Below are 18,910 nucleotides of genomic sequence, written 5' to 3'. Positions count from 1 at the left end.
GGCGCGCCCTGTTTCGTAGGGATCAGGCGGGCTCGGGCGGCTGGTCGCCGTGCGCCCGCGCGTTCCCGCTCGCCAGCCGGTCCATCACCCGCTCCACGAACAGCCGGTTCACGCGGTGCTGCTGCTCGTTGAGGTGGCGTTCGCCGTAGGCGGCGAGCATCGAGGAGACGTCGGCGCCGAACTCGACGTCCGGCCAGTTCTCCAGCAGGGGCAGGTACCGCGTCACCATGTCGTCGGCGAGCCGCTCGACGCTCTCCCACGGCGTGTCCGGGCCGAGTTCGCCGAAGCGCCGGACCAGGTCCGCCGTGGCCGGGGTGAAGAGGGCCTGCTCGGCCATGGCGCCGGCGAGGGCGGCGGTCCCGTTCTCGCCGATCAGGTGGGAGATCAGCAGGAGCTGCTCGTACTCGTGACGGGCCGTGTCCGGGGCGACGGCCTTGATGGCCTGGCCGTAGTCGGCCATCTCCGGCGGCAGGTCGGGCATCGCGCCGTCGCGGCGGAGCCGGGCGATGGCCGCCCGCCGGCTGGTCAGCCGCTCGATCTCGGCGACCGCCTGCCGGTCCAGCTCGTCGAGCACCTCCTCGGTGACCTGGGGATCGTCGAGCACGTCCGGGAGCTCGGCGAGCGGCAGGCCCAGCTCGGTCAGGCGGCCGATCCGCAGCAGCCGGACCAGGTGGCGCACGTCGTAGTCGCGGTAGCCGTTGACCGAGCGCTCGGGCTCTTCGAGCAGCCCGATCTGCAGGTAGTGCCGCACGGTACGGATCGTGACGCCGGCCAGCGCGGCCAGTTCACTGCTGCGCACCGGTCTCCTCCTTCGTCGTCGGCGCCCGTCCGCCGGCGTGGCCCGTCACCGCCTTGCCCCCGGCGATGTCATGGCGTGCAGGCTACCCGGGTCAGGTGCGGGCCTCGTAGGCCTCCCGGCTGGCCTCGATGTGCGCGACGTTCTCGATGGCCCAGCCGGCCAGCGCCAGCGCGGGCGGGATGAGACTCTTGCCGGTCGGCGTCAGGGCGTACTCCACCCGCGGCGGCACCTCGGCATGCACCGTCCGCGAGACCAGGCCGTCGCGTTCGAGGTTGCGCAGGGTCAGCGTCAACATGCGCTGGGAAATGCCGGGAACCTGCTCGTGCAGGTCGGTGAAACGCAGGCAGCCCTGGTCGAGGGTCGCCACGATCAGCAGCGTCCACTTGTTGCAGATCCGGTCGAGTACGGCGCGGAGCGTCCGGCCCCCGTCTCCCCGGATCATGCAGGTGTGCTCGTACTCCGACACGACAGCCCCTTGTGGGTAACGCACACGCGTGTGCCTTTTGTAGGGCTTTCGATAGTGACGCATCATGAGGCTGCCCCACCAGTGGTAACCATCGTGGCCGAGGCCACATCAACAACCCCCGAGGTGTGCCTTTCATGGAGATTTCCTATTGGGTCGTCGCCGCGCTCCTGACCCTCATGTACCTCTACTCCGGAGGCAAGAAGGTCGCCCAGGACAAGGAGCGGCTGCGGCCGATGATGGGCTGGGTCGACGCCGTCCCGATGCCGTTCGTCCGCGTGATCGGGACCCTGGAACTGCTCGGCGCGGCCGGGCTCGTCCTGCCGCCGCTGACCGGGATCGCGCCGTGGCTCGCCCTCGCCGCGGCCGTCGGCCTCACGCTGCTCCAGGTCGGCGGCATCACGCTGCACCTGAGCCGGGGCGAGGCACGGCTGATCGGGCTCAACGTCGTCCTCCTGGCCGCCGCGGCGGTGGCCGCCTGGCTCGCCACCGTCTGGCTCTGACGGTCTGGCTCTGACGGGCCCGTTCAGTCCTGCGGCTTGCGCCACACGATGCTGTAGCGCCACATGAGGTGGCGGCGGTACGCGGAGCCGGGCAGGAGCTCGGCGGCCAGCGCCCGCATCTCCGGGTACGTCACCGGCGGCGGCCACACCGTGGGCGACGGATGCTCCCAGTGGTTCTTCGTCGCCCGGTGCAGAACATTGGCGGCGACGGCGGCCAGCTCGCCCGGCAGGTCCCTGGGCATGGTGCTGCGGGCCAGCCCGACGACGGCCAGCACGCCGCCGGGGGCGAGCAGGTCCCGCATGCGGGTCAGCCCGGCGGCGGCGTCCATGTGGTGCAGGGTCGCCACCGAGGTGACGACGTCGAACGAGGCGGGCTCGAAGGGATGGGTGAGGAAGTCGCCCTCGATGTAGACGATGTCGCCCGCGTCGCCCGCATCGTCGGCGTCGCCCGCGTCAGGCACGCCGGCCGCGGCGGCCGCGTGGTCGCGAGCCTGGGCGATGCCGGCCGGGTCGCGGTCGACGCCGGTGACGTGCGGCACGACCCGCCGTAACTCACGGGCCAGTGTGCCCTCGCCGCAGCCCACGTCAAGGGCGCTCTTCGCACCGTCGGGGATCGCGCCCAGGATGCGCGGGTGGTAGTGGATGTTGTGGTTCCACCGCTTGCCGTTCTGCGCCGTCATGCGATCATCCTGTCGGTCGGAGAGATGGGGCGGTCAACCGAGGACGAACGGCAACCTCCCGGCCAGTTCGCCCAGCTCGGCCCGCTCCGCGCCGGTCGGATCGCGCCGCCCGGTGCCGACCAGCAGCGCGTCCTGGTCGGAGAACGACGCGGGGAACGGCGTCCCGGCGATCTTCTCCAGCATCTCGCGGGAACGGGCCGCGCCTTCCGAGGGCGGTCCCGGGATGTGCGGGAGGTGCGCGACGAGGTCGAGGTGGTGCAGCGTCCACTCCAGCACGTACGCGCCGAGGTAGTCGCCCGCCGTCAGAACCTCGTCACGGGTGCCGACCCGCAGCGCCGGATCGGCGAGACGGGCGGCCCGGCCGGCGGCGGACCCGACGTCGTCAAGATGGAACGTGAGCAGCCGAGGCTCCTCGTACGCCGCCGCCAGCCGGACGGTGAGCGCGTCCAGCGGATCCTCACCACTCGGCGGCGTATCCGAAACCTCCCAGTACGTCACCGCATCGCGGGTCGGCTCCGTGTCCGCGGGGGTCGCCAGCGTGATGAGAACGTCCTGCGCGTCGATGACCAGGTGACACACCAGATCCCGGACAAGCCATCCCCGGCACCCTGACGGCCGCGCGAAGTCCTCCCCACGAAGCTCGGCGACCGCCGCGAGCAACGCATCCCATGAGCGTGAGAAGAGATCCACTCCGGCAACGTAATGCGATCCCACGACAAGAACCAAACCAGCTCCGCCGGCGCCACCCCGCCAAACCCCATTGACCAGCGGCATCCCCGCGAGACATGCCGGCCCCGGCCCGTCGATCAACGGCATCGCAGCAAGACGCTCCAGACGCCGCCGGGTAATTGACAGCATCCGTGCACAACGCCCCGGCCACACGGCCCGGCGACCAGCGGCGTCGCAGCGAGACGTCCCAGCCACCCGGCCCGGCGTGGGCGGCTACGCCTTCGGTTCTTGGGCGATGCGGATCATGGTGCCGGAGGGGTCGCGGACGGCGCAGTCGCGAGGGCCCCACGGCTGCTCGGCCGGCTCTTCCAGCACCTCCGCGCCGCTGGCCCGCACCTTCTCGAAGGTCGCGTCGAGGTCGTCCGTACGGAAGATGAGCATCGGCATGACGCCCTTGGCGAGCAGCTCGCGCACGGCGTCGCCGTCGGCTTCGGATCGGCCGGCGTGCGGCTCGGACAGGACGATCTCGAGGCCCGGCTGGGTCGGGCTGCCGAGGGTGACCCAGCGGAACCCGCCCGAGGAGACGTCGTTGGTCACGTCGAGCCCGAGCCCGTCGCGATAGAAGGCGAGCGACTCTTCCACGTCGTTGACGGTGACGTGACAGTACTGCAGTGCGATGGACATGAGGTCAACGCTAAGCCGCGGCTTCGCGTCCCGCCTCCCTCCGGATCTCGGCGTGCCTGACCGGTCTGGTGCGCACCTTCGCCACGCACGGGGGCATGGCCGTCTCGGCGCGGTGCTCGCGGGCGCGGTAGGCGCTCGGCGTCTCCCCCACCAGCTCGGTGAAGCGCGAGCTGAACGAGCCGAGCGACGTACACCCCACCGCCATGCACGCGTCGGTGACGCTCATGCCCGCGCGCAGCAGGGCCATCGCCCGCTCGATGCGGCGGGTCATGAGGTAGCTGTAGGGGGTCTCTCCGTAGGCCGCGCGGAACCGCCGCGAGAAGTGCGCCGGCGACATGAGCGCGTGGCGGGCCATCGCCGCCACGTCGAGCGGCCGCGCATAGTCGCGGTCGATCAGATCACGCACCCGCCGCAGCCGGACCAGGTCGGCCAGGTCTTCCGCAGTCATGGGAAGAATATACAACCGCCCGCCGACAGAATCCGTTGACCTGCGATAACAGCCCCTGCGGAGGGTGATCGGGCAGGTGACGCACGCGAACGACCAGTCCGGTCCGGGTACGGGGCCAGGCGCGCCGATGGCCGGCCCTCCGGCGGAACTCCCCGCATCGGCAGTCCGCATTCCGGCGAACTCGCCCGCCGAAGGCCGCCCTCACCGCGTACCCGCCGCACCACCTCTACGATCTCAACCGTGACCGCCTACGACGCCGACCCGTTCGACCACCTCGACGCCGCCGCCCTGCCGCCGCGTCAGCAGCGCATCCTGGCCGCCATCCAGGACTGGGTGATCAGGTACGGCTACCCCCCGAGCACCCGCGAGCTCGGCCAGGCGGTCGGGCTGCGTTCGGCGTCCACGGTCTCGAAGCACCTCAGAAGCCTGGAGGACAAGGGTTTCCTGCGCCGGAGCGCGTCGATGACCCGGCCCATCGACGTCCGCCTGTTCCTGCGCGGCCCGGCGGCGGAGACGTCCGGCGAGCTGGTGAGCGTGCCGGTGGTCGGCGACATCGCCGCCGGCGTGCCCATCCCCGCGGACGAGCACCTGGACGGCTCCCTGACCCTGCCCCGCGACCTGACCGGGCGCGGCAACGTCTTCGGCCTGCGCGTCCGGGGCGACTCGATGATCGACGCCGCCATCTGCGACGGCGACCTCGTCGTGGTACGCCAGCAGCCCGAGGCCCACTCGGGCCAGATCGTCGCCGCGATGATCGACGACGAGGCCACCGTGAAGGTCTACCGGCGGCGCGGCGGGCACGTTCTTCTCGAACCTCGCAATCCCGCGTACGACGTCATCGACGGCGACCGTGCCGTGGTGCTGGGCATCGTCGTGTCGGTGTTGCGCAACGTCTGAGTGTCGCGGCTGTATGACGGCTCAGCGGTCGTGGCTGTGTGACGGCTCAGTTTCGCGTCAGCGGCCAGCGCCTTTACGTCGTAGATTCGGGCAATCCCGCACATGCTCCCCTGCCTCTCCTACTACGATCGTTTTAACGAGTGACTAAGGAGAAGGCATGACGGAGCAGGAGCGGGCACCTGCGGGCGTGGACGCGACCGTGCCGAGCGTGGCCCGGATGTACGACTATCTCCTGGGTGGCAAGGACAACTTCCGCGCCGACCGCGAGGCCGCCGCCCAGATCATCCAGCTCTCTCCCAACGCGAAGGAGGTCGCGCAGGCCAACCGGGCGTTCCTCGGACGGGCCGTACGCGCGGTCGCGGAAGGCGGCACCCACCAGTTCCTCGACATCGGCACCGGGCTGCCGACCCAGGACAACGTGCACCAGGTCGCGGCCAGGTTCTCCCCCGGCTCGCGGGTGGTCTACGTCGACAACGACCCGATCGTGCTCGTGCACGCCCGCGCCCTGCTGGCGGAGACCGGCGACGTCCTCGTGGTGGAGGGTGACATGCGCGACCCCAAGGCGATCCTGGGCCACCCCGACGTCACCGGCCACCTCGACTTCCGGCAGCCTTTGACGGTGCTGATGGTCGCGGTGCTGCACTTCATCCCCGACGACGACCAGGCCCAGTCCATCGTCCGCACCGTCCGCGAGTCTCTGCCGTCCGGCAGCCACCTGATCATCTCGCACGTGACCGCGGGCGAGCTGGGCAGCGACGTGGTCGGCGAGGGCAATGACGTCTACCGCAGGACCACCGCCGGCAACGTGACCCCGCGCACGCGCGAGCAGATCGCCGGCTTCTTCGAGGGGCTGGAACTGATGGAGCCCGGCCTGGTGTCGACGACCGACTGGCGCCCCGAGGTCGCCCTCGATCCCTCGCTCGCCGGTCCGGGCGGCGCCGACATCCTCTGCGCCGTCGGCCGCGTCCCCTGAGGTCCCTGCATCCCGGCTGCGTCAGGGCTTGGCGGCGGCGGCCAGGAGATCGGCCAGCTCCGCCGGACGGGTGAGCATGGGCCAGTGCCCGGAGTCGAGGTCGACGTAGTCGACCCGCTCGGCCTTGGCCAGCTCAGGCACGTCCCCGGCCGCGACCCACTCGCGCGCCTGCGCGGGGGTGAACTCGGGGCACACCACCAGCACGGGTACGCCGAAGCGCCGCTCGTCCGTCAGGCGCACCACGCCCTTCGCCACCCCCTCGGGCACCGGTACGGCCGCGCTCGCGAAGTCCCGCCTGGCCTGCTCGTCGAGGTCGGCGGAGTCGGGCCCCTCGAACGGCCCCCATCCGGGGAACGGCATGACCCCGTCCTCCACCTCGAAGAAGTCGGCGTAAGCCTGCCCGTCGCCCGACGGGAAACCCCCGATGAGCGCGACCTTGGCGACCCGGTCCGGGCGCGCGTCTGCGGCCAGCCAGGCCAGGGTGCAGGCGGCGGAGTGTCCTGCCACCATGACCTCGCCCCGCGCCGCGTCCACGGCCGCGAGCACCGCCGCCACCTGGTCGTCGAGCGTGGCCGAACGGGCTCCGTCGCCCTGGCCCGGCAGGGCGACCGGCACGGCGCGATGCCCGTGCGCCTCCAGGGCGGGAACGACGTCGTCCCAGGTGGAGGCGTCGAGCCAGAGGCCGCCGATCAGCAGAATGTCCATATTCAGGTCTTTCTCCTCGGTACGTCCCGGCGAGCGCCGTACCCGCGGGACCCGGTAGCCCCGCCAGGCTAGGACCGATTCCGGACGTTCGGCTTCCTGTTCTTGACGTGACCTCCTAATCTTCAGGGGTGCCGACCGATCTCAGCCCCACCGCACGGGCCCTGCGCACGATGGAGCTCCTCAGGAACCGCCCCGGCGTGACGGCCGCCGAGCTCGCCGATCACCTGCACGTCACCGAACGGGCCGCCCGCCGCTACGTCGGGATCCTGCGCGAGGCGGGCATCCCGGTCGAGTCCACCCGCGGCCCTTACGGCGGTTACCGGCTCGGGCGCGGCACCCGGCTGCCCCCGGTCGCCTTCACCGAGCCGGAGGCGCTCGGCCTGGTCATGGCGGTGCTCGACGGGCAGCCGGCCGCCACCGACGCGGGCGACGTCGTCGGCGCCGCGCTCGGCAAGGTCATCAGGGCGCTGCCGGAGAGCGTCGGGCGGCAGGCGGCGGCGCTGCGCGAGCACGCCTCGGCGGCTCCCGACCGGTTCTCGGCCCGGCCTGACCCGGCGATCACCAGCGCGCTCGTGGCCGCCGGCGCGGACCGGCGGCGCGTGGTGGTCGCCTACCGGAGCGAGTCGGGCAACGAATGGGAGGCGGAGGTCGACCCGTGGGCGGTCGTCGTCCGCCACGGCCGCTGGTACCTGCTCTGCCACTCCCACCACGCCGAGGCCGTGCGCACGTACCGGGTCGACCGCGTACGCGAGGTCCGGCGGACGACGCGGGCCTTCGAGCCTCCTGACGGCCTCGACCCGGTGGCGGCGCTGGAGGAGAACCTGGGCACCGGGTGGGAGTTCGGCACGCGGGTCGTGTTCGACGCCCCACGGGACGAGGTCGCGCCGTGGATCCGGCCGCCCATGGGACGGCTCGAACCTCTGAACGGGGGGTGTGTGCTGGTCGGCAGCACGAGCAACCCGTCGATGTACGCGCAGGAGTGGCTGCCGACGATTCCGTTCCCGTTCCGCGTCGAGGGCGGGCCCGAGCTGCGCGCCGCGGTCGCGACCCTCGTCTCCCGCCTCACCGCCTCCCTGGAGCCCCGCTGACCGCGCCCCCGGGCGGCCGAAGCAGCCACCGCGTCTCAAGCCGGTGTCACAGGCCGCCGCGTCAGAGGCTGTCGAGCGCGACGCCTATGATGCGTTCGGTGTCGATCTCCGGCCGGCCGTGCGGTGGAGAGCGCCGGACGGGCGGACTCGCCGCCCGGCCTCGCCTCACCGCTCATCGGGGGACCGGCGGGGACAATGGGGGCGACAGGGGGCGATGGCGGTGACGGACAGCGGGTCGGACGATCCGAAGGAGCTCGAACGGGCCGCGGAGGTGTTCGCGGACGTGCGCGGACGCCTGTTCGGGATCGCGTACCGGATGCTGGGCAGCGCCGGCGAGGCCGAGGACCTGGTGCAGGACGTCTGGCTGCGCTGGCAGGGCTACGACCGTTCGACGGTGGACAATCCGGCCGCGTTCCTGGCCACGACGATCACGCGCCTCGCGATCAACGAGCTGCAGTCCGCGCGCGTGCGCCGCGAGACCTACGTCGGCCCGTGGCTGCCCGAGCCGGTCGACACCGGCGCCGACCCCTATCTGGGGGCCGAGCGCGGTGAGGCGCTGAGCCTGGCGGTGCTGCTGCTGCTGGAACGGCTCTCGCCGACGGAACGGGCCGCGTACGTGCTGCGGGAGGCGTTCGACTACCCCTACCCGCAGATCGCCGAGATCGTGGGGCTCAGCGAGCCGGCAGTGCGCCAGCTCGTGTCCCGGGCCCGCAAGCGCGTGCTCGTCGAGCGCCGCGCCCCCGTGACCCCGGGCGCGCAGCGCAAGCTGCTGACGGCCTTCGTCGCCGCCGCCCGCGCCGGCGACCTGGCCACGCTGGAGGAGCTCTTCGCCGCGGACGTGGTCAGCTACTCCGACGGCGGCGGCGCCGCGCGTGCCACCCGCATGCCCGTGGTCGGGGCGACGCGGGTGGCGAAGGTCATCAAGGCGTTCGCGCCGCGCTTCTGGACGGGGGTCGAGGTGGCGTGGGGGACGGTGAACGGGCAGCCCGCGGCCCTGCTCAGCCGCGACGGCGAGGTGTTCACGGTCATCGCGGTCAGCGCCTCGGAGCGGGGCATCGACCAGGTGATGTGGATGATGAACCCGGCCAAGCTGACCGCCGTGGCCGGCGGCCGGCGTCAGGAGAGCGAGTAGCGGATCGGCAGTCGTTTGAGCCCGCCCACGAACGTGGTCGCCGTCCGCGCGGGCTCACCGTCCGGCTCGACGCGAGTCAGCCGGGGCAGCAGCTCGGCGAACAGCTCCTGGATCTCCATCCTGGCCAGCGCGGCGCCCAGGCAGTAGTGCACGCCTGAGCCGAACGCCAGGTGCCGGTTGGGGTCGCGCCCGGCGTCGAAGCGGAACGGGTGGGGAAAGACGTCTTCGTCCCGGTTCGCCGACGGGTAGACCAGCAGCACCGACTCCCCCTCGCCGATCGGCGTGCCGCGGACCTGGGTGTCGGCGGACGCCGTGCGCATGAACGACTTGACCGGGCTGACCCAGCGGATCATCTCCTCGGCGGCCGAGGTCAGCAGGCCGGAGTCGGCACGCAGCCGGCGCAGCTCGGCCGGGTGGCGGATGAGCGCGTCCAGGCCGCCGGCGATGGTGGAGCTGGTGGTGTCGTGCCCGGCGGTGGCGATGATGATGTAGTACGAGGCGACGGTGTTGTCGTCCAGGTGGCGGCCGTCCACGCGGGCGTTGGCGATCTCCGAGGCCAGGTCGCCGGTGGGGGTGGCGCGGCGGCGGGCGGTCAGGTCGTGGAAGTAGGCGAAGAGGTCCTCCAGCACCGAGGTGTGGTCGACGGGCGTGCCCGAGCCGCGCCCGGTGTCGGCGTCGTCCTGGCCGAACAGCTGCTGGGTCAGGCTGAGCATGCGCGGGAAGTCGGACTCGGGCAGGCCGAGCAGCGAGAGGATGACGTAGAGCGGGTAGTGGGCGGCGACGTCGCGGGCGAAGTCGCAGGCGCCGCCGTGCTCGGCCATGACGGTGACGTATCGCGCGGCCAGCTCGCGTACGCGTGCTCTCAGCTCGCGCATCGCCTTGGGGCGGAACCAGTCGGCCCCGATGGCGCGCAGTTCGCGGTGGCGGCGGCTGTCCAGGTGCACGAGGGTCGCCAGGGCCCCGCCCTTGGCGCGGCGGGCTTCGAGCGCGGCGTCGAGCGCGGCGGTGCGCAGGACGGGACGCGGGGCGTTGCGCCACAGGGCGTGGTCGCGTTCGATGTCGAGGATGTCGGCGTGCCGGGTGACGGCCCAGAAGGGCGTGTAGCCGGGGGCCTCGACGCGGTGGACGGGGGCCTGCTCGCGCAGGAGCGTGAGCGCGGCGTGCAGGCGGTCCTCGTCGGCGTAGGTGGCGGGGACGGCCAGCGAGCGGCCGGCCTCGGCCACGGACAACGCTGCTGGGGTGGCGGTCACGTGGAGGGCTATTCCCGCGCGACGTCCGGTCCATGCGGCCACCCGCCCGCTCGGCCGCCCGCCCGTCCGGCAGGTCAGCGCGGTCGGCGGGCGGGGTCAGAGCGGGCGGTGCATGATGTGGAGGCCCACGTATCCCCGTTCCGGATGCCGGAAGCCCTCGGGCACCGTCCCGATGATCTCGAAGCCGAGCGACCGGTAGAGCGACACCGCGTGCGTGTTCGTCTCGACGACGCCGTTGAACTGCATGGCGCGAAAGCCCCGCTCCCGCGCCCAGTCCAGCGTGTACGCGCACAGCGCCCGCCCGACGCCGCGGCCGGTGCGAGCCGGATCGACCATGTAACTGGCGCTCGCGACGTGGGCGCCGTTGCCCCACTGGTTGTTGTTCATCTTGGCCGTGCCCAGCACTTCGCCGGCGTCGTCCACGGCGACGACCGTGCGGTTGGGCGCCGGCAGCATCCACCAGTCATGAGCCTGGTCGGCGCCCATGTCGACGGGATAGGTGAACGTCTCGCCGGCGGCGACGATCTTGCGGAAGAACGGCCACACGGCCGCCCAGTCCTCCTCGGTGGCCTCTCTGATCACCATCCGGTCATCGTACGGGCGACGAAGACACACCCGCGACAGGTTATCCGCTGGGCTGCCGGCACAGTACGGCGGGATTCTCTGGGTTTACGGCACATTGCCGCCCTCGTCCGGTCTCCGTAGCCTCTGAGCATCCCCCCGCGACACCCCCGGGAGAGCCGCACATGCCCTTCACCAGCGCGTCGGACGTCGAGATCTACTACGAGACGGCCGGAGACCCGTCCGGCAGGCCGCTGGTGCTGATCGAGGGCTTCGGCGGGCAGCTCATCGGCTGGCACGAGGAGTTCTGCGCGCTCCTCGCCGACGCCGGGTTCCACCTCATCCGGCTGGACAACCGCGACGTCGGGCTGTCGCAGAAGTTCGGCGGCCCCGAGGACCTCGACGGCGGTTACGGGCTGTCGGACATGGCGGACGACGTGGTCAGGGTGCTCGACGCGCTGGGCCTGGAGAGCGCCCACGTGGCGGGCCGGTCGATGGGCGGGATGATCGCACAGATGCTGGCGATCGAGCACCCGCGGCGCGTACGCGGCCTGGCGCTGTTCTACTCGATCCCGGGACAGTCGCCGAGGTACGTGCTGCACGGCGAGCACCCCGAACGCCTGATGGTGCAGCCCAGGTACGGCCGCGACGAGGTCATCGCGTACGCGGCGGCCGCCCACCGGGAGGCCCGGCCCGACCATCCTGAATCCGAGGTGGAGTGGGCCCGCGACCGCGCCGCCGAGGCGTACGACCGCTGTTACGCCCCCGACGGCATGGCCCGCCAGTGGGCGGCGCTGGTGCGCGCCCCCGAGCGGCTCGAACGGCTGCGCGCGGTCGAGGCGCCCACGGTACTGGTGCACGGACGCGACGACCCGCTGCTGCACTGGCACGCCTCCGCGGACATGGCCGAGGCGATCCCCGGCTCTGAGCTGCACGTCTATCCCGGCATGGGCCACTGGCTGGAGCGCCGGCTGTGGCCCGACTACGTCGCCGCGATCACGCGTACGGCCCGCCGCCACGAGCTCGCGGGCGCCCGCTAGGAGGCTTCGCCCGGCCAGTTGGACAGGGCGAAGTGGAGGACGTCGAGGATCGCGGACCACGAGCTGTCCGTGTCGCGCACCCCGCTCGAATGGCTGAAGGACTGGGCCGCCTCCAGGCTCACGAACCCGTGGAAGGTGCTGCCGAGCAGCCGGATCGCGTCGATCTGGTCCGCCTCGGGCACCCGGTAGCCGCGCAGGATGGCGCGCGTCATCTCGGCGTGCCGGACGCCCGCGCTGGCCGCCGCGGTCTCCGGGTCGAGCGGGAAGCGGGTGGCGGCGTAGCGTCCCGGATGCCGCCTGGAGTAGTCGCGGTAGGCGTTGGCGAAGGCCACCAGCGCGTCCTTGCCCGCACGCCCGGCCAGCGCGTCGCTCACCTCGTCGGCCAGCTCCGCCAGGGCGAACAGCGCCACCTTGATCCGCAGGTCGCGCATGTTCTTGATGTGGGAGTAGAGGCTGCCCTCCTTGACCCCGAAGCTGCGCGCCAGCGCCGTGATCGTCACGTTGTCGAAGCCGAGCTCGTCGGCCAGGTCCGCCGCCACCTCGGTGAGGCGGTCGACGGTCACCCCCGCACGTGCCATGGACGTCCTCCCAGAAACCTAAACCATTTATGCATTTGCATAATAGTTTGAGCTTGTCTAGCCTCGCCACTCATGAAAGCCATCACCGAGCGTGACATCCGCGCGTCCTTCGTCAACTGCTCCAAGGGTGAGGCCAAGCGGCTCGGCCTGCCCAAGGACCTCGGCGACCAGCCGTGGGACGACCTCGACTTCCTGGGCTGGCGCGATCCAGGCGCGCCGGAGCGCACCTACCTGGTCGTCGAACGTGACGGGCGGCTGACCGGGATCGCGTTGCGGGTGACGTCCGGCGGCGGGCGCGGCTTCACCTCGCGCAGCATGTGCTCGCTCTGCCTGACCACACGGACCGGCGGCGGCGTGGCGCTGATGACGGCGCGGCGCACCGGCGAGGCGGGCCGGCTGGGCAACACCGTCGGGCAGTATCTCTGCAACGACCTGGACTGCTCGTTGTACCTGCGGGGCAGGAAGGAGTCGATGTCCGGGGGCGACCTGGAGGAGACGCTGCCGCTGGAGGGCAAGATCGCCCGCCTGCACGCCAACCTGGACGCCTTCCTCGCCAAGATCACCGCCTGAGGCTTTGAGGACGGCGCGGCGCGGAAGACGGCATCGCCCGCAGGCGGCCCTGCAGGGCCGTTACAGCAGGCGGCGCTGGAGGACGTCGGCGAGGGCCGTGGACACGAGCCGCTCGACCTCGGCCTCGCCCGGCGGGCCGCCCTCCCGCCCGGCGAACAGCAGGTGCCCGGACCCGATCAGCATGAGCGCGAGGGTGTCGACGTCGGCGTCCGCGGCGATGCGGCCCATGGCGCGCTCCTCGGCCAGATAGACCGCGATCATGCCGGTGGCCTCGGTGAGGATCGGAACGCCCGCGGGCGCGGTGACACGGAGCAGCGCACGCAGATCGTCGCGGAAGACGAGCAGACCGACGACGGCCACCGCGACCGAGCCGAACAACTCGGTGAGCGCGCCCGCGAGGTTGCCGGTCACGGTGCCGGTGCCCGCGGCGGCGCGCAGGACGGCCGCCTGCCGCTCGACCCCGGCGATGCGCTCGCGGACCAGCTCGGCCAGGAACTCGTCGAAGTCGGCGAAGTGCCGGTGCAGCACCCCCTTGGCGCAGCCCGCCTCGGTGGTGACGGCGCGGCTGGTCAGGGCCTGGGGGCCGGCGCGGAGCAGCACCCGTTCGGCGGCGTCGAACAGCTGCCGGCGCGCGTCGCGCATGGCCACTCCAGTCGGCATGACACGCCTTCCTTCCTCGCGGGTGAGCCACTGGCAACTTTATCGGCCGGCGCGCCCCATCAATTCGGAGTGAACACTCACTCCGTCCGTTCGACGTCATCCCTTCCTGGCCCTGGATGCCGGCTGTCCGGAACGGTGGCGTACCCATTAATCGGACTACTGCGGAGAAAACGGCGGAACCTACTGAGTCCGCCCGAACGTCCAACCAGAGCTAGCGTTCGCGTCCGGCATCCGTACCCGTTGTGGTGGTGCCGGCGCCGTAGTCCGGCCTGTTCGCCTTCGACAAATGACGCGAGTTCAGCCCCTCCCTCCACGTCACGGCAGAGCGCCGTGGCGGTCGTCGCCATGCGCCGGTTCGCCGGGTGGAGGGCCAGATGACTCCGATCCACATGGAGGACGCGTATGAGGTTCGACCGACCGCGCCCGCAGCGGCGGGTCTCCAGGCAGTTGCTCAAGGTCGCCGCCGTCGCGATCGTCACCGCCGGCGGGCTCGGTGTGACCGTGACGGCCTCGGCGGCCACCCTGACGCCGCCGGCCCCGACCCCGACGATCACCGAGTCCCCCACAGAAACTCCGACCGAGACCCCGACCGAGACCCCGACGGAAACCCCCGTACCGACGGAGACCCCGACTCCGACGCCCACCGCGACCGAGGTGCCGTCGATCAACCCCTGGAGCTTCCTGGGCGCGATGCACGGCGAGTTCGTGGTCCCGACCAAGGACGGGTGCGGCACCGTCACGGTGCTCGCCCAGACCGGGCAGGTGTCCGCCCTCGCGACGGACTCCATCACGGTACGCAGCCAGGACGGGTTCGAGCAGACGTACACGATCGACGAGTCCACCCGCCGGCCGGTGCGCTTCCGTGACCGGGAGGCCCAGATCGAGCAGGGCGGCTGGGTGTCGGTGACGGCCACCACGGACGGCACGACGGCCAGGGCGCTGAACGTCCTCGACCTGTCGCGGCCCGTCCGGCTGCACCCGTGGAACAACCGCGAGTGGAAGCGGGCCAAGCAGTGGTGGAGAGGCGTCGTGCCGACGTGGCAGACGCCGACTCCCTGCCCGACGCCGACGTCGACCGCCACGCCGATCCCATCGGACACCGCGACACCGCCCCCGACCGACCCGCCGACCGAGGTCCCGACGGAAACCCCGACCGAGACCCCCACGGAAACCCCGACGGAAACCCCCACAGAGACGCCGACCGAGACACCGGGCTCCTGAACGGCCCAGTGAGCGGGCGGCGACTGGCGATATCCCGTGGGAAGTTGTCGATCGGCCCACTGGGGCGAGGGTGCCGGGCAGCCTAGCGTTGCCTGCGCACCCGCCGCGACCACCCCAGAAACGGATGATCACGTCCCATGTCCATCGTCATGCCGATCCTCATCGGCGTCGTCGCCGTCACCCTGATCTCCCTGGTCCCCGAGCGGCACCGGCGCCCGCTCAACGCCGTCGTGGTGGCCGGGGCGGGCGCCGCCTATCTGAGCGGAGGCGGGCTCGGACCGTGGGCGTTCGTGCTGCCGGTCGTGATGAGTTACGTCGCCTACCGGGGGCTGGAGAGCTGGACCTGGATCGGCGTCGGCTGGCTGCTGCACACCGCGTGGGACGTGATCCACCATCTGAACGGCACCCCGCTGCTGCCCTTCGCCGAGCTGTCGTCGTTCGGCTGCGCCATCTGTGACCCGGTGATCGCGCTGTGGTGCTTCGCGGGCGGGCCCTCCGTCGTCGGCCTGGTCCGGGCCCGGTTCCGCCGCGATCCCGCGCTGGGCGGGCCCGTACAGGAGTGACGCTCGGCGGACCCTGTAGCCGTAATGACGGAATGAGCGGAAAGGCCCGTCAGTCCGGGGCGTACTGCGCGATCCCGTTCCCGAACGACCAGTCGATCGACTCGTTCTCGGTCAGCGTGACGAACACGTTCCGCGGCTCGGTGCCGGCGTACTCGTGGGCGAGTTCGGCGATGCGCCGGTAGAGCGCCCTCTTCTGTGCGGGGGTGCGCCCTGAGCGGAACGTGATCGCCACGAACACGAGGTCGTCGTCGCGGCTGATGCCGGGGAAGCCGTCGTAGCACAGCGTGCCGGTGGTGCCGTCGTGGCTGGTCAGGACCTGGAAGCGGTCGTCGTACGGGATGCCGATGGTCTCGGCCATGGCGTCGTGCACGGCGCGGCCGAGCGCGTCGAGCCGGTCGGGGCCAGCCCTGAGCGCGTCGATGCGGACGAAGGGCATGTCAGTCCTCTCCTGGACGGACGGCGAGCAGGGCGAGGGCGCCCTCGACGGCCTGGGCGTAGGCGCCGGCCGAGCCGGTGGCGCGGGCCAGCACGTAGCCGCCCTGCACCACCGCGACCAGCGCCGCGGCCGTGGCCGTGGGGTCGAGGCCCGCGGCGAGGTCTCCGTCGTCGCGGGCGCGCGTCAGCAACTCCGTCAGCCGGCCGGTGAGCCAGGAGAACGTGCGCTCGATCGGCTCGCGCAGCTCCGGGTCCTTCATCACGTCGGGGTCCTGGGTGAGGCGGCCGACGGGGCAGCCCTTGAGCGCGTCGCGTTCGCGGCGCAGGTAGGCGGCGACCTGCTCCAGGGCGGTGCCGGGGCCGGTGAACGCGGCCTGCGCCCTGTCCCTCAGCTCCGTGGCGCTGCGGTCGATCGCGGCCCGGGCCAGGTCCGGCTTGCCGCGGAAGTGGTGGTACATGCTGCCCTGGCCGGCGCCGGCCCGCGCCTGGATCGCCTTCGGGCTCGTGCCCACGTAACCGCGCTCCCACAGCAGCTCACGGGTGCTCTGGATGAGCCGTTCCCTCGTGTCCATGCCGTACATACTAGTAGGTACAGTCTCGTTCGCTACCATCCACCAGGTGGAAGATCACGCGATAGCCCCGCTGTACCTGCTGGCGGGCGCGCCGGGCGCGGGCAAGACGACCCTGCTCCCCCATCTGGTCGAGCGGGCGGGCGGGATCGTCGTCATGGACATGGACGAGCTGCTGGAGGACGGCCGGCTGGTCGGCGTGCCCATCGCGACGCCGGACGCGGCGCCCGTGTGGCCGGCGTACGACCGGATGTGGGGGCGGATCGTCACCATGGTGCGCCGCGCCGGCCATCCGGTCCTGCTGCTGTGCCCGGTGCCCGACCCCGGTGAGCTCGCGCCGGGAGCGCGGTGGGCGGAGCCGGCCCGCTGGGCGCTGCTGGACTGCCCGGACGACGAGCGGGTACGCAGGCTGCGGGCGCGCGGCGGTCCCGCCGAGTGGATCGGCGGCGCGCTGGCGGACGCCGCCGAGGGGCGCGAGCTGATCCCCAAGATCTTCGGCACGGGCGGCGGCGAGCCGGCCGCCGGGGTGGCGGAGCGGGTTCTCGCCTGGGTTCGCGAAGAGGCCGGGTGACGAAGATCACAACTGGCCGTTCGTCTCGTATGATCCGATCAGGGCGAGGAAGGGCGGGACCATGGCCGGAGATCACGATCGCGGCGCGCAGGGCTTACCGGACGAGCGGGCTCCCCAAGGGGTCGATCCGACGGTTCCCAGCGTCGCGCGCATGTACGACTACTACCTGGGCGGCAAGGACAACTTCCACGCCGACCGCGTGGCGGCGGAGCAGATCGTCGCCATCGCCCGCGAGAGCGGCGCCGACGTACGGGAGATGGCCCTGGCCAACCGCGGCTTCCTCGTCCGCGCCGTACGCCACATCGCCGGCTCAGGCGTAAGGCAGTTCCTCGACATCGGCACGGGCCTGCCCACGCAGGACAACGTGCACCAGGTGGTCCAGCGGGAGGCGCCCGGCTCGAAGGTCGTCTACGTCGACAACGACCCGATCGTGCTCGTCCACGCCCAGGCCCTGCTCGCCGACAACCCTCACACCGCCGTGATCGAGGGCGACCTGCACCGGCCCGACGCCATCCTGAAGGCCGCCGCCGCCCACCTCGACCTCTCCCAGCCGGTCGCGATCATCGTGGCGGCCGTCTTCCACTTCTTCCCCGACAACGACGAGGTGGCCGCGATCGTCGCCACCCTGCGCGAGGCCCTGGTGCCCGGCGGCCATCTGGTGATCTCCCACAGCTACGTCGAGCCCGAGGAGGGACGGGCCGACAAGATGGACGAGGCCAGGGGCGTCTACCGGCGCTCGGCCGCGGGGACGATCACCTGGCGCGACCGGGAGACCATGCGCGGCTACTTCGCCGGGCTTGAGCTGCTGGAGCCGGGGATCGTACCGGTTCAGGAGTGGCGCGACGACGAGACCTACCCGGCGCCCGGGCTGGCCAAGGGCGGCGTCCTGGCGGGGGTCGGCCGCCGGCGCTGACGCGCGACACGCGGGTGGCCTGTTTGACCTGGAGTGCACTCCAGCAGACAGGCTGTCCTCATGCAGAACGCCATGCGAACGCGTGCCATCGGAAACCTCCAGGTCAGCGCCATCGGGCTCGGGGCCATGCCCATGTCGGTGGCCGGTCACATGCCGGACGAGGAGCAGTCGATCCGGACGATCCTCGCCGCCTTGGACGCCGGCATCACCTTGATCGACACGGCCGACGCCTACACGCCCTCCCACGAGGACGTCGGCCACAACGAGCGCCTGGTGGCCAAGGCACTGGCGCGCTGGGACGGTGACACCGGCTCCGTGCTCGTCGCCACCAAGGGCGGCCACACCCGTACGCCGGACGGCTGGGACAGGGACGGGAGCCCGTCGTACCTGCGGGAGGCTTGCGACCGGTCGCTGAAGGCCCTGGGCGTGGACAGCATCGGGCTCTACCAGCACCACCGGCCCGACCCGAAGGTGCCGTACGAGGAGACCATCGGCGCGTTGAAGGAGCTGCACGACGCCGGCAAGATCCGGATGGCCGGCATCTCGAACGCCGACCCGGCGCAGATCAGGCTCGCCCACGACATCCTCGGCGAGCGCCTGGTGAGCGTCCAGAACGAGTACTCGCCGCGCTTCCGTACCAGTGAGCCCGAGATCGACGTGTGCGAGGAGCTCGGCCTGGCCTTCCTGCCCTGGTCGCCGCTCGGCGGCATCGGCCGCACCGGCGAGCTGCGCGAGCGCAACGCCGCCTTCACCGAGATCGCGCAGGCGCACGGTGTGTCCCCGCAGCAGGTCTGCCTGGCCTGGGAGCTGGCCCGCAGCCCGGTCGTCATCCCGATCCCGGGCGCCAGCCGGCCGGAGACCATCGTCGACTCCGCCGGCGCCGCCGCCTTGGAGCTGAGCGCGGAGGAGCTCGCCCGCCTGGGCTGACCTCGGCACCG

At 71.8% G+C, this 18,910-nt stretch carries 25 protein-coding genes; 12 read left to right on the top strand and 13 right to left on the bottom strand.

Going from position 1 to position 18,910, the window contains the following annotated elements:
• Window positions 1-22: 22 nt before the first annotated feature.
• On the bottom strand, window positions 23-799 hold the full coding sequence (locus tag AB0C28_RS09290; RefSeq protein WP_358073539.1) for a MerR family transcriptional regulator: 777 nt from the start codon (window positions 797-799) through the stop codon (window positions 23-25).
• 91 nt (window positions 800-890) lie between these two features.
• Window positions 891-1,265 (bottom strand): helix-turn-helix domain-containing protein, encoded by a 375-nt coding sequence (locus tag AB0C28_RS09285; protein ID WP_357842797.1) that lies wholly within the window; start codon window positions 1,263-1,265, stop codon window positions 891-893.
• 134 nt (window positions 1,266-1,399) lie between these two features.
• On the opposite strand from AB0C28_RS09285, the gene AB0C28_RS09280 reads away from it, so the two are divergent.
• Window positions 1,400-1,765: a DoxX family protein gene (locus AB0C28_RS09280; protein ID WP_358073538.1), complete on the top strand. Its 366-nt coding sequence runs from the start codon at window positions 1,400-1,402 to the stop codon at window positions 1,763-1,765.
• Between the two features lie 23 nt (window positions 1,766-1,788).
• On the opposite strand, the gene AB0C28_RS09275 is transcribed toward AB0C28_RS09280, so the two are convergent.
• The 4 genes from AB0C28_RS09275 to AB0C28_RS09260 form a co-directional block, all read right to left on the bottom strand.
• Window positions 1,789-2,445 (bottom strand): class I SAM-dependent methyltransferase, encoded by a 657-nt coding sequence (locus AB0C28_RS09275; protein WP_358073537.1) that lies wholly within the window; start codon window positions 2,443-2,445, stop codon window positions 1,789-1,791.
• Between the two features lie 33 nt (window positions 2,446-2,478).
• Window positions 2,479-3,135 (bottom strand): maleylpyruvate isomerase N-terminal domain-containing protein, encoded by a 657-nt coding sequence (locus AB0C28_RS09270; protein ID WP_358073536.1) that lies wholly within the window; start codon window positions 3,133-3,135, stop codon window positions 2,479-2,481.
• Between the two features lie 252 nt (window positions 3,136-3,387).
• Entirely contained in the window at window positions 3,388-3,798 is a 411-nt protein-coding gene (locus AB0C28_RS09265) for a VOC family protein (protein ID WP_357842786.1), read from the bottom strand.
• Window positions 3,799-3,808: 10 nt separating this feature from the next.
• Entirely contained in the window at window positions 3,809-4,246 is a 438-nt protein-coding gene (locus AB0C28_RS09260; protein WP_357842783.1) for a helix-turn-helix transcriptional regulator, read from the bottom strand.
• A gap of 240 nt (window positions 4,247-4,486) precedes the next feature.
• Here AB0C28_RS09260 and lexA point away from each other — a divergent pair, with 240 nt between their 5' ends.
• Both lexA and AB0C28_RS09250 read left to right on the top strand, forming a co-directional pair.
• Window positions 4,487-5,143: a transcriptional repressor LexA gene (gene lexA, locus AB0C28_RS09255; RefSeq protein ID WP_357842780.1), complete on the top strand. Its 657-nt coding sequence runs from the start codon at window positions 4,487-4,489 to the stop codon at window positions 5,141-5,143.
• A 157-nt stretch (window positions 5,144-5,300) separates the two neighbouring features.
• On the top strand, window positions 5,301-6,116 hold the full coding sequence (locus AB0C28_RS09250) for an SAM-dependent methyltransferase (protein WP_357842777.1): 816 nt from the start codon (window positions 5,301-5,303) through the stop codon (window positions 6,114-6,116).
• Window positions 6,117-6,137: 21 nt separating this feature from the next.
• Here AB0C28_RS09250 and AB0C28_RS09245 read toward each other — a convergent pair whose 3' ends face one another.
• Window positions 6,138-6,821: an alpha/beta hydrolase gene (locus AB0C28_RS09245; RefSeq protein WP_357842775.1), complete on the bottom strand. Its 684-nt coding sequence runs from the start codon at window positions 6,819-6,821 to the stop codon at window positions 6,138-6,140.
• 128 nt (window positions 6,822-6,949) lie between these two features.
• Here AB0C28_RS09245 and AB0C28_RS09240 point away from each other — a divergent pair, with 128 nt between their 5' ends.
• Together AB0C28_RS09240 and AB0C28_RS09235 are read left to right on the top strand one after the other, a co-directional pair.
• Entirely contained in the window at window positions 6,950-7,909 is a 960-nt protein-coding gene (locus tag AB0C28_RS09240; protein WP_358073535.1) for a WYL domain-containing protein, read from the top strand.
• Window positions 7,910-8,123: 214 nt separating this feature from the next.
• Window positions 8,124-9,041, top strand: a complete 918-nt coding sequence (locus AB0C28_RS09235; RefSeq protein ID WP_357842769.1) for an RNA polymerase sigma-70 factor — start codon at window positions 8,124-8,126, stop codon at window positions 9,039-9,041.
• Here the strand turns inward: AB0C28_RS09235 and AB0C28_RS09230 are convergent.
• Both AB0C28_RS09230 and AB0C28_RS09225 read right to left on the bottom strand, forming a co-directional pair.
• Complete coding sequence (locus AB0C28_RS09230; protein WP_358073534.1) at window positions 9,026-10,291, bottom strand: cytochrome P450; 1,266 nt, start codon at window positions 10,289-10,291, stop codon at window positions 9,026-9,028. The two genes, AB0C28_RS09235 and AB0C28_RS09230, sit on opposite strands and share 16 nt — an antisense overlap.
• Before the next feature lie 96 nt (window positions 10,292-10,387).
• Window positions 10,388-10,876, bottom strand: a complete 489-nt coding sequence (locus AB0C28_RS09225; RefSeq protein WP_358073533.1) for a GNAT family N-acetyltransferase — start codon at window positions 10,874-10,876, stop codon at window positions 10,388-10,390.
• Between the two features lie 161 nt (window positions 10,877-11,037).
• Between AB0C28_RS09225 and AB0C28_RS09220 the strand changes: the two genes are divergently transcribed.
• Window positions 11,038-11,892: an alpha/beta hydrolase gene (locus AB0C28_RS09220; protein WP_358073532.1), complete on the top strand. Its 855-nt coding sequence runs from the start codon at window positions 11,038-11,040 to the stop codon at window positions 11,890-11,892.
• On the opposite strand, the gene AB0C28_RS09215 is transcribed toward AB0C28_RS09220, so the two are convergent.
• Window positions 11,889-12,470, bottom strand: coding sequence for a WHG domain-containing protein (locus AB0C28_RS09215; protein ID WP_357842757.1), 582 nt, complete (start codon window positions 12,468-12,470; stop codon window positions 11,889-11,891). The genes AB0C28_RS09220 and AB0C28_RS09215 overlap by 4 nt on opposite strands.
• Before the next feature lie 72 nt (window positions 12,471-12,542).
• On the opposite strand from AB0C28_RS09215, the gene AB0C28_RS09210 reads away from it, so the two are divergent.
• Window positions 12,543-13,040, top strand: a complete 498-nt coding sequence (locus AB0C28_RS09210) for an FBP domain-containing protein (protein WP_358073531.1) — start codon at window positions 12,543-12,545, stop codon at window positions 13,038-13,040.
• A gap of 60 nt (window positions 13,041-13,100) precedes the next feature.
• Here the strand turns inward: AB0C28_RS09210 and AB0C28_RS09205 are convergent, their stop codons facing one another.
• The gene (locus AB0C28_RS09205) at window positions 13,101-13,700 is read right to left on the bottom strand and encodes a TetR family transcriptional regulator (protein ID WP_357842752.1); all 600 of its coding nucleotides are present in this window, start codon (window positions 13,698-13,700) and stop codon (window positions 13,101-13,103) included.
• Between the two features lie 402 nt (window positions 13,701-14,102).
• On the opposite strand from AB0C28_RS09205, the gene AB0C28_RS09200 reads away from it, so the two are divergent.
• Window positions 14,103-14,921 (top strand): hypothetical protein, encoded by an 819-nt coding sequence (locus AB0C28_RS09200; RefSeq protein ID WP_358073530.1) that lies wholly within the window; start codon window positions 14,103-14,105, stop codon window positions 14,919-14,921.
• 137 nt (window positions 14,922-15,058) lie between these two features.
• Window positions 15,059-15,484, top strand: coding sequence for a DUF6010 family protein (locus tag AB0C28_RS09195; protein WP_358073529.1), 426 nt, complete (start codon window positions 15,059-15,061; stop codon window positions 15,482-15,484).
• 49 nt (window positions 15,485-15,533) lie between these two features.
• On the opposite strand, the gene AB0C28_RS09190 is transcribed toward AB0C28_RS09195, so the two are convergent.
• Both AB0C28_RS09190 and AB0C28_RS09185 read right to left on the bottom strand, forming a co-directional pair.
• On the bottom strand, window positions 15,534-15,920 hold the full coding sequence (locus AB0C28_RS09190; protein WP_358073528.1) for a tautomerase family protein: 387 nt from the start codon (window positions 15,918-15,920) through the stop codon (window positions 15,534-15,536).
• A 1-nt stretch (window position 15,921) separates the two neighbouring features.
• A complete protein-coding gene (locus tag AB0C28_RS09185) occupies window positions 15,922-16,491 on the bottom strand; it encodes a TetR/AcrR family transcriptional regulator (RefSeq protein WP_357842741.1) in 570 nt (189 codons plus the stop codon).
• A gap of 46 nt (window positions 16,492-16,537) precedes the next feature.
• Here AB0C28_RS09185 and AB0C28_RS09180 point away from each other — a divergent pair, with 46 nt between their 5' ends.
• From AB0C28_RS09180 to AB0C28_RS09170, 3 genes are all read left to right on the top strand, one after another.
• Window positions 16,538-17,059: an AAA family ATPase gene (locus tag AB0C28_RS09180; protein ID WP_358073527.1), complete on the top strand. Its 522-nt coding sequence runs from the start codon at window positions 16,538-16,540 to the stop codon at window positions 17,057-17,059.
• 61 nt (window positions 17,060-17,120) lie between these two features.
• Window positions 17,121-17,972, top strand: coding sequence for an SAM-dependent methyltransferase (locus AB0C28_RS09175; protein ID WP_358073526.1), 852 nt, complete (start codon window positions 17,121-17,123; stop codon window positions 17,970-17,972).
• A gap of 72 nt (window positions 17,973-18,044) precedes the next feature.
• Window positions 18,045-18,899 (top strand): aldo/keto reductase, encoded by an 855-nt coding sequence (locus AB0C28_RS09170; RefSeq protein WP_357842731.1) that lies wholly within the window; start codon window positions 18,045-18,047, stop codon window positions 18,897-18,899.
• Window positions 18,900-18,910: the final 11 nt, after the last annotated feature.

Source organism: Nonomuraea sp. NPDC048892, assembly GCF_040649735.1.
Taxonomy (GTDB): Bacteria; Actinomycetota; Actinomycetes; order Streptosporangiales; family Streptosporangiaceae; genus Nonomuraea; species Nonomuraea maheshkhaliensis.
Note: the sequence above shows the minus strand (reverse complement) of the source record. Positions and strands in the feature narration are given on the sequence as shown.

Bases quoted from the DNA above. Each gene is read 5' to 3' on its own strand.
- AB0C28_RS09235 (WP_357842769.1), top strand. From the start codon at position 8,124: ATGGCGGTGACGGACAGCGGGTCGGACGATCCGAAGGAGCTCGAACGG.
- AB0C28_RS09185 (WP_357842741.1), bottom strand. From the start codon at position 16,491: ATGGACACGAGGGAACGGCTCATCCAGAGCACCCGTGAGCTGCTGTGG.
- AB0C28_RS09245 (WP_357842775.1), bottom strand. From the start codon at position 6,821: ATGGACATTCTGCTGATCGGCGGCCTCTGGCTCGACGCCTCCACCTGG.
- AB0C28_RS09205 (WP_357842752.1), bottom strand. From the start codon at position 13,700: ATGCCGACTGGAGTGGCCATGCGCGACGCGCGCCGGCAGCTGTTCGAC.
- AB0C28_RS09170 (WP_357842731.1), top strand. From the start codon at position 18,045: ATGCGAACGCGTGCCATCGGAAACCTCCAGGTCAGCGCCATCGGGCTC.
- AB0C28_RS09220 (WP_358073532.1), top strand. From the start codon at position 11,038: ATGCCCTTCACCAGCGCGTCGGACGTCGAGATCTACTACGAGACGGCC.
- AB0C28_RS09215 (WP_357842757.1), bottom strand. From the start codon at position 12,470: ATGGCACGTGCGGGGGTGACCGTCGACCGCCTCACCGAGGTGGCGGCG.
- AB0C28_RS09190 (WP_358073528.1), bottom strand. From the start codon at position 15,920: ATGCCCTTCGTCCGCATCGACGCGCTCAGGGCTGGCCCCGACCGGCTC.
- AB0C28_RS09280 (WP_358073538.1), top strand. From the start codon at position 1,400: ATGGAGATTTCCTATTGGGTCGTCGCCGCGCTCCTGACCCTCATGTAC.
- AB0C28_RS09225 (WP_358073533.1), bottom strand. From the start codon at position 10,876: ATGGTGATCAGAGAGGCCACCGAGGAGGACTGGGCGGCCGTGTGGCCG.
- AB0C28_RS09265 (WP_357842786.1), bottom strand. From the start codon at position 3,798: ATGTCCATCGCACTGCAGTACTGTCACGTCACCGTCAACGACGTGGAA.
- AB0C28_RS09250 (WP_357842777.1), top strand. From the start codon at position 5,301: ATGACGGAGCAGGAGCGGGCACCTGCGGGCGTGGACGCGACCGTGCCG.
- AB0C28_RS09210 (WP_358073531.1), top strand. From the start codon at position 12,543: ATGAAAGCCATCACCGAGCGTGACATCCGCGCGTCCTTCGTCAACTGC.
- AB0C28_RS09260 (WP_357842783.1), bottom strand. From the start codon at position 4,246: ATGACTGCGGAAGACCTGGCCGACCTGGTCCGGCTGCGGCGGGTGCGT.
- AB0C28_RS09200 (WP_358073530.1), top strand. From the start codon at position 14,103: ATGAGGTTCGACCGACCGCGCCCGCAGCGGCGGGTCTCCAGGCAGTTG.
- AB0C28_RS09175 (WP_358073526.1), top strand. From the start codon at position 17,121: ATGGCCGGAGATCACGATCGCGGCGCGCAGGGCTTACCGGACGAGCGG.
- AB0C28_RS09275 (WP_358073537.1), bottom strand. From the start codon at position 2,445: ATGACGGCGCAGAACGGCAAGCGGTGGAACCACAACATCCACTACCAC.
- AB0C28_RS09195 (WP_358073529.1), top strand. From the start codon at position 15,059: ATGTCCATCGTCATGCCGATCCTCATCGGCGTCGTCGCCGTCACCCTG.